This window comes from Thalassospira lucentensis (assembly GCF_011806425.1).
In the GTDB taxonomy this organism is placed as follows: domain Bacteria; phylum Pseudomonadota; class Alphaproteobacteria; order Rhodospirillales; family Thalassospiraceae; genus Thalassospira; species Thalassospira lucentensis_B.
On the sequence record NZ_JAATOV010000006.1, the window covers coordinates 215,473 to 230,068 of the forward strand.

Annotated in this window: 8 protein-coding genes; 5 read left to right on the top strand and 3 right to left on the bottom strand. The window is 53.4% G+C overall.

The annotated features are described in order from the left end of the window. Positions 1–71: 71 nt before the first annotated feature. The gene (locus HCZ99_RS17630; RefSeq protein WP_254869710.1) at positions 72–785 is read right to left on the bottom strand and encodes a hypothetical protein; all 714 of its coding nucleotides are present in this window, start codon (positions 783–785) and stop codon (positions 72–74) included. Then, entirely contained in the window at positions 785–2,152 is a 1,368-nt protein-coding gene (locus tag HCZ99_RS17635; RefSeq protein WP_254869711.1) for a M48 family metalloprotease, read from the bottom strand. The genes HCZ99_RS17630 and HCZ99_RS17635 overlap by 1 nt, the downstream gene beginning before the upstream one ends. A 97-nt stretch (positions 2,153–2,249) precedes the next feature. Between HCZ99_RS17635 and HCZ99_RS17640 the strand changes: the two genes are divergently transcribed. Together HCZ99_RS17640 and HCZ99_RS17645 are read left to right on the top strand one after the other, a co-directional pair. Continuing rightward, entirely contained in the window at positions 2,250–3,527 is a 1,278-nt protein-coding gene (locus tag HCZ99_RS17640) for a gamma-glutamyltransferase (protein WP_254869712.1), read from the top strand. Positions 3,528–3,609: 82 nt separating this feature from the next. Further along, entirely contained in the window at positions 3,610–4,761 is a 1,152-nt protein-coding gene (locus HCZ99_RS17645) for a pyridoxal phosphate-dependent aminotransferase (RefSeq protein ID WP_167448321.1), read from the top strand. Between the two features lie 75 nt (positions 4,762–4,836). On the opposite strand, the gene HCZ99_RS17650 is transcribed toward HCZ99_RS17645, so the two are convergent. Continuing rightward, entirely contained in the window at positions 4,837–7,917 is a 3,081-nt protein-coding gene (locus HCZ99_RS17650) for an Rne/Rng family ribonuclease (protein ID WP_167448322.1), read from the bottom strand. A 648-nt stretch (positions 7,918–8,565) separates the two neighbouring features. Between HCZ99_RS17650 and HCZ99_RS17655 the strand changes: the two genes are divergently transcribed. From HCZ99_RS17655 to prfB, 3 genes are all read left to right on the top strand, one after another. Beyond that, positions 8,566–9,849 carry an N-acetylmuramoyl-L-alanine amidase gene (locus HCZ99_RS17655; protein ID WP_167448323.1) on the top strand — a complete coding sequence of 428 codons (1,284 nt, stop codon included), beginning with the start codon at positions 8,566–8,568 and terminating at the stop codon, positions 9,847–9,849. 305 nt (positions 9,850–10,154) lie between these two features. Beyond that, complete coding sequence (locus tag HCZ99_RS17660; RefSeq protein ID WP_167448324.1) at positions 10,155–12,590, top strand: penicillin-binding protein 1A; 2,436 nt, start codon at positions 10,155–10,157, stop codon at positions 12,588–12,590. Positions 12,591–13,338: 748 nt separating this feature from the next. Further along, a protein-coding gene (gene prfB, locus HCZ99_RS17665) for a peptide chain release factor 2 (RefSeq protein ID WP_167448325.1) occupies positions 13,339–14,467 on the top strand; the annotation gives its coding sequence in 2 pieces (ribosomal slippage) (positions 13,339–13,407 and positions 13,409–14,467; 1,128 coding nt in all). The last annotated feature ends 129 nt before the right edge of the window (positions 14,468–14,596 follow it).

The following is a 14,596-nucleotide window of genomic DNA, read 5'->3' on the forward strand; positions in this document are numbered from 1 at the left end:
TCCTTTTTGTCAGTAGGGTGCATTCGTACCCGACGTTTGAGGTCATGCTGTTGTGATACGAGATCATGCTGCTAACGGGAAAGTAAAATCTGCGTTAGGTATGTAATGCCATTCACAGCCGCCGGTTTGTTCTTGCCAGACGCGATGCCGATCCAGACCAGCCTGATTTCGTCACTTTCGGCATCTGGCCAATAGCGGCGGTAAAGTCCTGCTAAATCAAAATATTCGCGTTGCCACTGGCCGTACGTAACCTGTGGGTTGCCGATCGGGATGCGCACAGTTTGGTCTATTGATGGCTTGCCGCTGCCAAAATCACTTTCCTGCCAGTCGCCTTGATCTTGGCGGCGAAAGCCCAGAACAAGTTCGATATCGCCCGTTTGGGCCGAACTGTTTTGTTGCCAGTCGAACGAAAGGTAGGGCGAGGCCAGCACAAGGATATTGGTGCGCCGCCCCAGCTCAAACGATCCCGCAGCCGGGTGTGCAGCCAGTGCGATTTTGCCATCTTTGTCCTGCCATTCAAGGGCGGGGATGGGCGGCTGTTTAGATGGTGATGAATTTTGTGGCTTAACGCTGTAATGCCAATATCGCGGCGGATTGGTCAGCGAAAATGGCGCGTAAAGAAGCTTTAGATCCCCGCCGACATCAACCCCGGACCCGGGTAAAGAACAGCCGGTCAAATGGATGCTTGCGGCAAGGAGCAGGCCAAAAACGCAAAAGCGTTGATAGCCTGCTTTGAATGCTGATCTCCAAGGATGGTTGGTGACTTGGAGGTCAATGGAATTCATCACTGCGATGCTTCCGTTGCGGCGTCTTGCTTGTCTTGGGCTTCCGGGTTGGTGGCATTCAGAATATCTTGCGCGCGCAGCCACGTGGCGGTGCCTTTTTTTAGTTTCCGTTCTGCCTGAACCGCGTGATAGCTGGCAGCTTGTCGGTCACCGGACAGAAGGCTGTATTCAGCCTGCGAAAGCGATGCTTCGCCTTCGTTGCCAAGGCGGTTTTCGACAATCGCCCGGAACCGCCACGCGGATGAATTGCCACGTTCACGCGACAAGACACCGATCAGGTTGCTTTTTGCATCTTCGAGAAGTGACGGATCACCGGTTTCAATCATCGCATGCGCCAATAAAAGGCGGATCAGCGGCGCACCACCGGAAAGTTCAACGGATTCTTTTAATGGGGGAACCGCATCCGCAGCGCGACCAAATTCAAGCAGGACCTGACCTTTAAGTTCTTCAAAGTAAGGATTTTTGGGTTCTTCCGCGATCAGGCCTTCGATGATTTTAAGCGATGGTTCAAGCTGCGAATCGCGGAAATAAGCAATCGCACGTGCATAGCGTGCGGCGATACTGGTGTCCGATTCCGGATAGGCCCGCAGCGTATTTCGAAGCTGATTGGTGAATGCGTAAAGCTTGGCGCGCATTCGGGCATGACGCTCATACAAATTGGCCGAGACTTTTGCGTCCTTCAGCGGCGAATTGGCAACAAAGTTTGCCAAAAAATCAACACGTTCCATGGTCAAAGGGTGACTGCGCAGATAGGGATCCTGGCTTGAGGTGCTCAGAAGTTCTTGGCCTTCGAGCTTTTTCATAAAGTTCAGCATCCCGCGCGATGAAATACCGGCTTCGGTCAGGAATTTGACGCCAGCTTGGTCGGCACTGCTTTCTTGAGTCCGCGAATAGGCCAGGAAATTACGTTGGGCAACGTTTTGGCCGCCCATGATCGCCGCGGCACCCACGTCGGCACGCCCGGCCGCAACACCGGCCGCAACACCCGCCAAGGTCGAAAGAATGGAGATTGCAGATGCATTGCGAAGTTGATCATGAACGCGCGAAAGGTGGCCGCCCGCGATATGGCCACTCTCGTGGGCCATGACGCCCATAACCTGTTCTGGAGTATCTGCTTTTAACAGCAGCCCAGTATTGATAAAAAGCTTTTGGCCGCCTGCGACAAATGCGTTCAGGCTGTTATCAGACACGATATAAACAGAAACACCAGTTGGATCGAGACCCGCGGCCTTAAAAATTGGCGTCGCATACATGCGAAGGGTTTCCTCGATCTCGGTATCGCGGATAAAAGAACGACCTTGTGCGAAAACCGTGCTAGGCAGGGCAACAAGGAAAATGGCAGTGAGAGTTACAATGCGTCTGAGCAAAATGTGCGTTCCATCTTTTCGTGCATCTGATGTCGGTTCGCGTCCGACGGGCAAGCCATCATGGCGGATCGCGGTCGCAATCGCAATGGCCGCTGGTATGACAGCTTGTACTTCGAATGAACCGGAAAATCTTGGTCAAATCGGGGCAGTCAGTGGTTTTCTTGGTGGCGTGGTCGCCGACGAGCCACGTGCGGTGCGCGATGCGCGTGATGTTCTTTCTGCTGGCGGGACGGCTGCGGATGCGGCGGTGGCGCTGTATGCGACCATGACCGTGACCAAGCCATCCGTTGCCGGAATCGGCGGCGGTGGCGTTTGCGTTGTGCATGACCGGAAATCCAAAAAGGTCGAAGTTCTTGATTTCTGGCCGCGTCCGGGCACCCGAACGGCGCCGAGTCAAACTGCAACCACCATTCCGGCCGTGCCGCGCGGGCTTTATGCCTTAAGCGCGCGCTATGGCCGTCTTGAATGGCGTTCGTTACTGAGCTCAGCCGAACAATATGCCCGTCTTGGTGTGCCTGTGTCGCGGTCCTTGGTGAATGACATTAAGGCCAACGCCGATGACATCAACACAAGCCCAATGCTGCGCGATGCGTTTATCCCCAACGGCCAGGTTTTAAAGGTCGGTGACCGCATCCAGTCGGTCAATCTTGCGGCATTGCTGACATCTCTGCGTGTTCAGGGGCCAGGTGAGTTTTATAACAGTGCCCTTGGCGCGCGCGTCGCAGACGAGGTTCAGGCCGCTGGCGGAACCTTGACCGCCGATGATTTGCGCAATTATCGCCCGCAATGGAAAACCGCGACCGAGGTAAAAGTCGGTAACGAAACACTTTATCTTGCCTATCCGCCGCGCTCAGAAAGTGGTGCATCAATCATCACCGAGGGCGATGAACTGGGCGCCATCTTGGACCGTTACCTTGCCGATATCACCAAGGGTGATACGTCAGCACAGGCAAAATCAGGGCGCAGCGGTTTTGTTGTGATGGATCGTTTGGCGAATGCAGTTGCTTGCATGACCACGATGAATAAGCCGTTTGGTGCCGGGGTCGGTGCGCCGTCGTTTGGGCTTGATCTTGCGGCCGGTGATCCGGCGCATGCCGCGACGCCGTTGATGGGCCCGGCCTTGATGGTGAACCCGTATGTTTGGGAATACTATTACGGCATTGCTGGCACGGGAACGCCCGCCGGTGCGACCAAACAGATTGCCACAATGGCGATGGATTTAATTGATGAAGATGCCGCATCCGGGATCGCGATGAATTCTGATGGCAAGTCTTCTGTGAATGTCATCCGCTGTCTTGAGGGTACACCACCCCATCCCGAAAGTTGCCGTTTCATTGCCGATCCGGCAGGCGGCGGTATGGCGGGAACGCGGTAACCACACAAACAAAGAGATAAGACCACAGGGCAGGGCATCGTTCTTGCCCTGTTGCTTTTCACGATAATGCAGGACCTCACACATGGCTTTGAAACAGTCACTTCGCGGTGCAATTTCACCCTTCATCGTTATGGACGTGATGCGTGCGGCCAATGCGCGCGAAAAAGAAGGCAAGGCTGTCTATCATCTTGAAGTTGGTCAGCCGGGCACACCCGCACCGCGCAAAGTACGCGAGGCCGCTGCCAAGGCGCTTGATGCCGATTTGATCGGCTATACCAACGCCATGGGCATCGATCCGCTGCGCGAGGCCATTGCAGGGCATTACAAAACCAAGTTTGATGTATCTGTGGATCCGGCGCGGGTTTGTGTTGCCAGTGGGTCGTCGTCGATTTTTGTTTTGGCGTTTCTGGCGGCATTTGATGCCGGCGATCGTGTGGCGATGGCTGCACCGGGCTATCCAGCGTATCACAATATCCTAAGTGCACTTGGGATCGAGACGGTCAATCTTCCGGCCGGGCCAGATACCCATTATCAGCCAACGGTTGCGATGCTGCGTGACCTTGATCAGCCAATCGATGGTTTGATCGTTGCCAGCCCATCCAACCCGGCGGGCAGCATGATTGATGTCGACACCTACCGGGAACTGGCAACCTATTGCCGGGAAAATGGGATCCGTCTGATTTCAGATGAAATCTATCAGGGGATTTCCTTTGGCGATGTCAAGGAATGTACTGCCCTTGAATTTGGCGATGAGGCCATCATCATCAACAGTTTTTCCAAGTACTTTTCGATGACGGGATGGCGTCTGGGCTGGGCGATTGTACCGCCCGATTTGATGCGCGCGGTGGAATGCTTACAGCAAAACTTGTTCATTTCTGCCCCGGCATTGTCGCAAATTGCGGCAGTTGTGGCGTTTGATTGTGAAGATGAACTTCAGGCCAATATTGCGGCTTACGCCCGCAATCGTGAAATCCTGTTGGATGGTTTGCCCAAGGCTGGCTTTAATAAATTCGCCCCGGCAGACGGCGCATTTTACCTTTATGCCGATGTCCGCGACCTGACCGATGACAGCGAAGCATTTTGTAAGCAGATGCTTGATCAAACCGGTGTTGCCACCACGCCTGGTACCGATTTTGATCGGCTGCGCGGTAAGGGCTATGTGCGGTTTTCATTTGCCCACAGCGAAGAAACCATGATCGGCGCAGTTAAGGCATTGCAGAACTGGAAGCGTTAAGCCCCATACGCGAAAGCACTAAATGAAAAAGGGCTGCCCAATGGGCAGCCCTTTTTTGTATCAAGCTCAAAGGTCTTAACGACCCAGGCTCCACCAACCGCGTTTCTTCGGCTTGGGTTTTTCATCCTTTGCCGGCTCGGCTGCGGGCGTTGGTGCCGGTGCAGAGGCCTGTGCCGCAACTGGCTCAGCCTTCGGCTCAGCGGCCTTCGGCGTTTCCGCTGGCTTATCTGCTTTGGCCGGAGCTTTTTCCTCTGCCTTTGGTGCCGGTGTGGCTTCCTTGGGGGCAGGGGCGGTTACTTCGGCCGGGGCAGAGGCTGGTGTTGCTGCTGCTGCGCTGGCTTCTGGTTTGCTGTCAGCGTCGGCTTTTGGTGCCGGACCCGTTTGGATCGGGATGTTTTTCACATCTGCGCGATCCGCGTTGTCATCCTTGTTGCCTTGACGGTCATTGCGATCACGACGGTTACGACGGTTGTCGTTTCGGTCGCGACGATCCCGACGTGGGCGGGCAGGGGCCGGTGCGGTTGTGCTCCGGCTGCGTGCTTCGCGGACACCGTCCTGATCAAAGCTGTCCGCGTCCTGACCGTCGCTTTCGGCGTCGATCACCGTGTTTTCATTGGCACCGTCAGGTGCCTCATGATCACGGTTACGACGTGCGGCGGTCAATGCCGGATCATCATTTGGCGAACGGGTACGGTTGGCTTCAAAATCCTGACGGCGTGAACGACGGCGGCCACCACGTTTGCCGCGACGGCGGCGTTTGCGTTGGCTTTCTTCATCGTCATCATCGTCGTTATCGCCGTTTTGATCGGCAGTATCGTCAGCACCGGCATCGGTATTGGCGGTATCTTGCTGCGCGTCGTTACGGTCATCACGATCATCGTTGCGACCACGACGGCGACGACGGCGACGGCGACGTTTGCCGCCCTGTTCATCGTCATCCTGCGAATTGTCTTTGGCCGATGCGCCGGAGTCTTCGTCGTCATCGTCCTCGACATCATCGGTATCAACCGGATTTTCAATCGCGGTCAGCGATACACTGTCGGTATTGAGAACAGCCGGGGTATCTTCGACCTCGTCACCTTTCTTCGCACGCGAACGTTCGATGCGGTGATCCGGTGAAATCAGGCTGTCATCACCAAAGATCATCACCGTAAAGCCATAGCGCTGCTCAATCTCGGCAAGCGTATCGCGTTTGCGGTTCAGGATATAAAGGGCGACTTCGCTTGCGACATGAACCGTAAGCGTACCCGACCGGCGGCGCATGCCTTCTTCTTCAAGAACACGCAGCAAGTGAAGGGCGGCACTTTCGACCGAGCGAACAAGGCCAACGCCACGGCAATGCTTACAAACTTCAAATGCGCTTTCAACCAGCGACGGACGCAGGCGTTGACGCGACATTTCAAGCAAGCCAAACGGGCTGATGCGGCCAATCTGAAGACGGGCACGGTCATTGCGCATCGCTTCTTTAAGCTTGCGTTCAACAGCACCCTGATTGCGGTGGTCTTCCATGTCGATAAAATCGACAACGATCAGACCGGCCAGATCGCGCAGACGAAGCTGGCGTGCCAGTTCTTCTGCGGCTTCAAGGTTGGTCTTATAAGCGGTTTCTTCGATATTGCGTTCACGGGTCGAACGACCAGAGTTCACGTCAACCGCGACCAAGGCTTCGGTCGGGTTGATAACGATATACCCGCCAGATTTAAGCTGAACGACCGGGTTGAGCATGGCGTCAAGCTGGCTTTCCACTTGGAAACGGTGGAACAGCGGAACGCCCTGATCTTTGTATGGCTGCACACGTTTGGCATGTGACGGCATCAACATTTTCATGAAGTCTTTGGCGATCCGGTAACCTTCGTCACCTTCAACCAAAACTTCATCAACATCGCGTGCGTAAAGGTCACGGATAGACCGTTTGATCAGATCGGCTTCTTCATAAATCAGGCAAGGTGCCTGGCTTTGAAGTGTGGTCTCGCGGATGCGATCCCACAAACGCATCAGATAATCAAAGTCGCGTTTGATTTCGGCTTTGGTCCGTTCTGCACCAGCGGTACGAACGATCACAGCCATGCCATCTGGAATTTCCAGCTCGGCGAGAATGGATTTCAGACGCTTACGATCTTGTGCATTGGTGATCTTGCGCGAAATGCCACCACCACGCGGGGTGTTTGGCATCAGAACGCAATAACGACCGGCCAGCGACAGGAAGGTCGAAAGAGCAGCACCCTTGTTGCCGCGCTCTTCCTTAACAACCTGTACCAAAAGGATCTGGCGGCGTTTGATGACTTCTTGGATCTTGTAGCGTTTCTGAAGCTGACGGCTGTGCGATTCCACAAACTCGTCGGCATCATCGCCGCCAATGTCTTCGATGTCTTCTTCGACGGTTTTGGCATCGATTTCTGCAACCGCATTACCGTCAGCAGCGTCGTCATCAATGTCGACTGTCAGCTCGGTAATTTCGGCTGACATGGCCGCATTGCCACCCGTCGGGGTGTCATCGCCATCAGAACCGGAATTTGTGTCAGATGCGTTATCGTCGGACGAAGATGCATCATTCGCATCTGCCGTTGACGCATCGGTCTCATCGGATTTTTTGCGACGATTGCGGGTGCGACGACGACGTGGCTTGGCGTCTTCTTCGTCGGTTCCATTAGTGGTGTTCTGCGCGCCGCCTGCCGAGGCAGGGATATCAGACGCGCCGGAATCGGAATTATCCGTGGCGTCGGCAGCGACTTCGTTGCTGTCGGTTGCCTCGTCCTTGTCTTTCGCGCGCGGTTTGCGGCGCGAACGAGAGCGCGTTGGTTTCTTTTCTTTTTTCGGGCTGTCTTCACTGTCGTCGGTAGTGTCTTCGACGACTTCGGCATCCTTGACCGGGCGCGCATGACTTTGGGTCAATGCTTCACGGTCGGCAACCGGAATTTGATAATAATCGGAGTGGATTTCGCTAAAAGCAAGGAAACCATGGCGGTTTCCGCCATAGTCAACAAAGGCCGCCTGCAATGACGGTTCTACGCGCGTCACTTTCGCGAGATAGATGTTACCTTTGATCTGTTTCTTCGTCGAAGTTTCGACGTCGTATTCTTCTAAGCGATTTCCGTTAATAACAACGACGCGGCTTTCTTCCGCGTGCGTTGCATCGATGAGCATGCGTTTAACCATTCGGAACCTGTTCCTGGAGGCCCCGCCAGTTCAATGCCTAAAGCGTAGTTGTGCTGATATGCAAACAAACCGGCGTGACCGGAGGCGCCGTACGTTAAGTCCGCGATATGTCCTGTATGTCTCTGGTTCATCGCGTGTCGGCTGCTCTTCCGGTTCGGACCTGGTCTTGGTGTTAAAAAAAAACTTGGTTGCGTATTCTCGAGCGCGCCAAGACAGCCTTTTTTAGGAGGGCTCTATCGGGAGCGGGAATTGCCGCGTCACCGAGACACCGACCGTAAGAACTGCTCTAGTCGCGTCCTCAACTTGGTGGATTTTTAGTGTCTTACCACAAAGCATTAGGAATCTCGGGAGCAACATATCTGGTTTATGCGTCTGCGACAAACAGTTTTGTTACATCCTATGTTGAGTTTTTAGTGTTTTGTTTAAAATCCCAAAGGATTTCCGCAGGATTTCGCGGCATGCTGCCAATGTCAGGCAAATCTATGAAAACGCGAAGTTTTTATCGGACGCTTTAAAAACATACTGTTCGCGAAAGCGTGATCACCAACTTGCTTAAACTCCGTCTTCGGTCAATTGCCCGTTAACCAACGCGTTGCTATAAGCGCTTATCAATCGGCTCCAACCGCGCAAATGGGCTCAGCAGGATAAATGGCATCATCAGTAGTAAACGTGCAGTGCACGGCACAAAATGGACGATTAACTTACGCTGCTCGTAAAGTCGGGCAGGTGGTTACGCTGCTGTTTTTGTTCCTGTTTTCGCTTTATTTTGCCATGGGGACAGCGTTTGCTGACAGTGCAAAAGTGCTCGGCGCACGCCTTGGCGTTTATCCCGATTATACCCGTTTTGTGATCGATCTGGATCGGGATGTTGATTTTACGTATTTCCTGCTGCCTGACCCTTATCGCATCATCATTGATCTACCTGAAATCGATTGGAGCGCGCCTCCCGGCAATGTCACATCGGGCGGCGGGCTTATTTCCGGATTGCGCTATGGCCTGTTTAAGCCGGGGACCTTCCGCGTTGTCTTGGATGTCGCCAAACCATCCTTGGTGTCAAAGATTTTCGCGCTTCCCGCGTCGGGCGATAAACCGAACCGACTTGTCGTTGATTTAAAGCCAGCCAAGCGCGAAGCCTTTATGGAGGCCTCACGCGAAAGCATGGTGGCGTATTCCGCGCGCAGCCGTAACGATACCAGTGCCACCGAACAAAGTGCGGACGTGGCGGTGAAGTCCGGTCGCCCTGGGGATAACAAGCCCCTTATCGCGATTGATGCGGGTCATGGTGGCGTTGATCCCGGTGCAATCGGTGTCGACGGCGTTTACGAGAAAAACCTGACTTTGGCAGCGGCGCGGCAACTGGCCGATACCCTGACCGCATCAGGGCGCTATCGCGTGTTGTTAACGCGCGATAAGGACGTTTTTCTTAAACTGCGTCAGCGCGTTGAAATTGCGCGCAAAAACGGTGCTGATTTGTTCATATCGTTGCACGCCGATTCCATTGGTAATCCAAAACATCGCGGTGCGTCGGTTTATACCTTGTCTGAAAATGCATCGGATAAAGAAGCCGCTGCTTTGGCATCAAAAGAAAACAAGGCCGACGTGATTGCCGGGGTGGATTTGTCTGAGGAAAATTCCTTGGTGCAAAGCATCCTGATCGATCTTGCACAGCGCGAAACCATGAATTTGTCGGCAACACTAGCGGCGAATATGGTCAGTGAATTGGCGCGGAACATTGAATTGCAACGCAGAACGCATCGGTTTGCCGGGTTTGCTGTTCTTAAGGCGCCAGATATTCCGTCAGCATTGTTTGAAATGGGCTATATCTCAAACGCAACGGACGCCAAGCTTCTGCAAAGCCCGGCACATCGCAAAAAGATTGCCGAGGCAATCATGCGTGCGATCGATATTTACTTTGAGAAACACAAATTCTGATCGGTTCAACCGTTTCCGTCGTATGCAATCGCGATTGCAAAAGCCCAAAAGCAATACGTTTTGGGCTTTTTCTTTTGCCTGAATTCCCCAGTATTTTGCGGTATCATGGGGGCGGACGCGAAAAAATAACCGGTGGTAAGGTTCGTCACAACCTTGTCACTTTTCCACCAATATAATGTCGGCAAGTATGTGGGGATTCCCTTAACAGTGGCTTCGTCCTGTGGGATGATTGCATTTGGATAGATTGTGCACAATGATGCGCGATCTTTTCCATCAGGCCAACAACACGAAAAAGACCTGTTTATATGCGAATTTTAGCGATTATCTTCGGCTTTCTGTTTTTGATGGCGATTGCCGGGGTAGCCGGTATTGCCGGGATTTTCTGGTACTATGGTCAGGATTTGCCTGACTATACCCAGCTTGAAGACTATGAGCCGGAGGTCATGACACGTGTCCATGCCGCCGATGGTGCATTGATTGCGGAATACGCCCGTGAAAAACGTGTGTTTGTTCCGATCACCGCCATCCCGCACAAGGTTATTGATGCCTTTGTCGCGGCCGAGGATAAGAACTTTTGGACTCATCCGGGTATTGATTTCGCATCGGTCTTGCGTGCGGCTGTTACCAACGTGGTTAATTTGGGGACCGGGCGCCGTCCTGTTGGGGCCTCGACCATTACGCAGCAGGTCGCAAAGAATTTCCTTTTGACCAACGAAGTTTCGTACGAGCGGAAAATTAAGGAAGCTATTCTTTCGTTCCGTATCGAACGCGCCTTCTCCAAGGAGCATATCCTTGAGCTGTATCTGAACGAAATTTACCTTGGCAGTGGCAGTTATGGCGTTGCCGCCGCGGCGTTGCGTTATTTCGATAAATCACTTGATGAACTGAACATCGAAGAAGCCGCTTATCTTGGCGCCCTGCCAAAGGCACCATCCAATTACGATCCGGTCCGGAACCACGACGAAGCCAAAGCACGTCGTAATTGGGTCATCGGCCGGATGCTTGAAGAAAATTACATCACCGAGGCCGAAGCACAACAAGCGTGGGCAGCCCCGTTGATTGGTAAAACCCGTGAATCGGTTGATACCTATCAAGCTGATTTCTTCGCCGAGGAAGTCCGTCGCCAGCTGGTCGACCTTTACGGTGAAGGCATGCTGTATGATGGCGGTTTGTCTGTACGATCCACCGTTGATCCGCGCATGCAGACGGTTGCGGATAAGGCCCTGTTCGAAGGATTGGTTGATTATGACCGCCGTCACGGCTGGCGCGGTCCAATCACGACCATCGATCTTTCCGGTGATTGGCAGCAGAAATTACGTGAAGTCGAAACCCCAGCCGATATCCCGTGGGATAAAGCTGTGGTCCTGTCGACCGATGCCAGCGAAGCGGTCCTTGGATTTTCATCAGGCGATCAGGGGCGTATTCCCCTGCGTTTCCTGACTTGGGCGCGCCCATGGAAAAAAGGCCAGACATTGGGACCAACCGTAAATAAGCCGTCGGATGTGATTAACGCGGGTGATGTTGTTTACGTGAAGCACTTTGCCGAACTGGATGGCGAGAAACTTCCGCCCAATACCTATGGCCTGCGCCAAATCCCCAATGTGAATGGTGGCTTGGTGGCGATGGACCCGCATACCGGGCGTGTTTTGGCAATGTCGGGCGGGTTCTCGCATGATTTGTCGAAATTCAACCGTGCGACGCAGGCGCGTCGTCAACCGGGCTCATCATTTAAGCCGTTTGTGTATCTTGCGGCACTCGATGAGGGCTTTACCCCCTCGACCCTCGTGCTTGACGCACCGTTTGTGATTGATCAGGGGCGGGGCCTTGGTAAATGGAAACCGGGTAACTACACCGGCAAGTTCTATGGCCCGTCGACTTTGCGTCTTGGTATTGAAAAGTCGCGAAACCTGATGACGGTGCGACTGGCGCAAACCATTGGCATGCCGATTGTTGCTGATTACGCAGAACGTTTTGGCATTGTCGATGACATGCCAGAAGTCCTGTCCATGTCGCTTGGCGCCGCCGAAACCACGGTCATGCGCCTTACGGCGGCATATGCCGAAATAGTCAATGGCGGTAAGAAAATCACCCCGACTTTGGTCGATCGCATTCAGGATCGCCGCGGTAAGGTGATTTACCGCCGGGATGAGCGCGATTGTGCGGAATGTCAAAACGTTGTGTTCCGCAATCAAATGCCGCCTGAATTGCCAGATAACCGTGAACAGCTCACAGATCCGGCCAGTGCGTTCCAGATGGTCCACATCATGGAAGGCGTTATTCAGCGGGGTACTGGTCGTAGCATTGCCGATCTTGGCTATCCGTTGGCCGGGAAAACCGGGACGACGAACGATTCCCGTGATGCTTGGTTTGTTGGCTTCTCGCCTGACCTTGCGGTTGGTGTGTATGTCGGCTTTGATGATAACCGCTCACTGGGGGATCACGAACAGGGCGCAAGTGCCGCAGCCCCGATCTGGAAGGAATTCATGCGCGGTGCTCTTGCGGGCACCAAAGCCATTCCATTCCGGACGCCACCGGGCATTCGTATGGTCCGGGTTGAGGCCCGCACCGGTCTTCCAGCACGCCCTGGCGATCAGGACGTGATTTGGGAGGCCTTTAAACCTGGCACAATTCCCGCTTCGAATGACAATGTCATTGATGGTGGGGATAACGAAACTACTGGCCTTGACGGCGGAACGACTGGCAATAGCGGATCGGTCCCGGGACCGGGCGGCATTTACTAATCGTTGCCAACCAAAGTCGCAGATTTGATTTTTGTGACTGTTGATAGATGAAAAGCCGGATGTGAAAAACATCCGGCTTTTTTGTTTTCTGACACCTTTCACCCGAAAAATTAGGCGTTCATTTGGTGTGAAATTTTAAGGCGCAGTGTCACGAAACAGTGACATAACCATCAACGCGGTGACATCGCGATGTCATGTGAATTTGTCATGATGGACGGGATTTCAGTTCACGCCTTAACGAGGTTCAAAATGACGTTCCGTCTTTCCCGCCGAAAGTTTCAGACCACCACCGCAACAGCAGGTGCAGCGACGACCATGTGCGGTTTTTTCATGCCGTCAATTTCCCGTGCAGCTGATCGCCCGATGATCACGCATGGTGTGCAAAGTGGGGACGTGACCGCGAATACGGCGTGCCTATGGGGGGGGCGCCGACCGTGCATCGCGTATGGTGAATGAAATTGCCACCACCGAAGGATTTAAAAATTCGGTACGCATTCCACATGTCGACGTTCTGCCAACTTGCGATTTTGCCGATGAAGAACTTTACACCGTCACACTTGATCCGGTTTATAGCTGGTCGTTGATTTGTTGGCTTTGTCTTGGTTGCAGAACCCGGCACATTTCGCGTGCCGGGTTTTTGCATGGTTGCAGGGGTTTCAAGTGGGACAAAAACTGTTATAAGCGCGGCCTACATAGCCATATGTCACGTATGGCCTAACGGAATTTCATATGAGTAACGGAGACATCAATGCGCGCAGAAGCACAGGCATTGGTCGATGAAATCAAGCAGTCAATGGCACTGCTGAGGAGGCATCTTTGACTGGGATAACGCTCTTAGGCGCCTAGACGAACTGAATGCACTGGCCGAAGACCCGACCCTTTGGGACGACGCAGCCAATGCGCAGAAAGTCATGCGCGAACGTACCCAGCTTGATGATGCGATTAACGGCTATAAAAAGCTCGCGCAGGAGCTTGATGACAATATCGAACTGATCGAACTTGGCGAAGCCGAGGGCGACGAAGATACTGTCACCGAGGCCGAAGAAGGCCTGCGCAAGATCAAGGCAATCGCCGCCCAGCGTGAACTTGAAAGTCTGCTTTCAGGTGAAGCTGACGCCAACGATGCTTATCTTGAAATCCATGCTGGTGCCGGTGGCACTGAGGCACAGGATTGGGCAAGCATGATGGCACGCATGTATTATCGTTGGGCAGAGTCCAAGAAATACAAGCTTGAAATGCTTGAAGAAAGCGATGGCGAGGAAGCCGGTATCAAGTCTGTGACCTATAAAATTTCCGGTCACAATGCTTATGGTTGGCTTAAGAACGAAGTGGGTGTGCATCGTCTGGTGCGTATTTCGCCCTATGACAGTTCTGCGCGTCGCCATACCAGCTTTTCATCCGTCTGGGTGTATCCGGTGATCGATGACGATATCCAGATCGAAATTCTCGATAAGGATCTTCGGATTGATACCTACCGGGCATCTGGGGCGGGTGGTCAGCACGTTAACCGGACCGATTCCGCAGTGCGTATGACCCATATTCCGACCGGGATTGTTGCCCAGTGTCAGAACGACCGATCGCAGCATAAAAACCGCGAAACGGCGATGAAGATGTTGAAAGCCCGTTTGTATGAGGCCGAGCTGAAAAAACGCGAAGCCGAAGCACAGGCTGTTGAAGATAACAAAACCGATATCGGTTGGGGCCATCAAATCCGTTCTTACGTCCTGCAGCCTTATCAAATGATCAAGGACCTGCGTACGGGTACGGAAACGTCTGATACGCAAGGCGTTTTGAACGGCGATCTTGATGCTTTCATGGCAGCCGCCCTGGCAGCAAAAGTCACCGGTTCAGCAGGTGAAATCGAAGATATCGATTGATCTTCCTAATCAGGTCAAAATTTAAAACACCCCGTCGGTTACCGGCGGGGTGTTTTTATTTGTTACTTGGCAGGTATTTAGGACGTCACACCGCGGAATTCGGTGAATTGCCCGCAAATGATCCACTTC

What these genes read in the sequence shown, in the direction of transcription:
- HCZ99_RS17630 (WP_254869710.1), bottom strand. Translation starts at nt 785, where the DNA reads ATGAATTCCATTGACCTCCAAGTCACCAACCATCCTTGGAGATCAGCA.
- HCZ99_RS17640 (WP_254869712.1), top strand. Translation starts at nt 2,250, where the DNA reads ATGACAGCTTGTACTTCGAATGAACCGGAAAATCTTGGTCAAATCGGG.
- HCZ99_RS17645 (WP_167448321.1), top strand. Translation starts at nt 3,610, where the DNA reads ATGGCTTTGAAACAGTCACTTCGCGGTGCAATTTCACCCTTCATCGTT.
- HCZ99_RS17650 (WP_167448322.1), bottom strand. Translation starts at nt 7,917, where the DNA reads ATGGTTAAACGCATGCTCATCGATGCAACGCACGCGGAAGAAAGCCGC.
- HCZ99_RS17655 (WP_167448323.1), top strand. Translation starts at nt 8,566, where the DNA reads ATGGCATCATCAGTAGTAAACGTGCAGTGCACGGCACAAAATGGACGA.
- HCZ99_RS17660 (WP_167448324.1), top strand. Translation starts at nt 10,155, where the DNA reads ATGCGAATTTTAGCGATTATCTTCGGCTTTCTGTTTTTGATGGCGATT.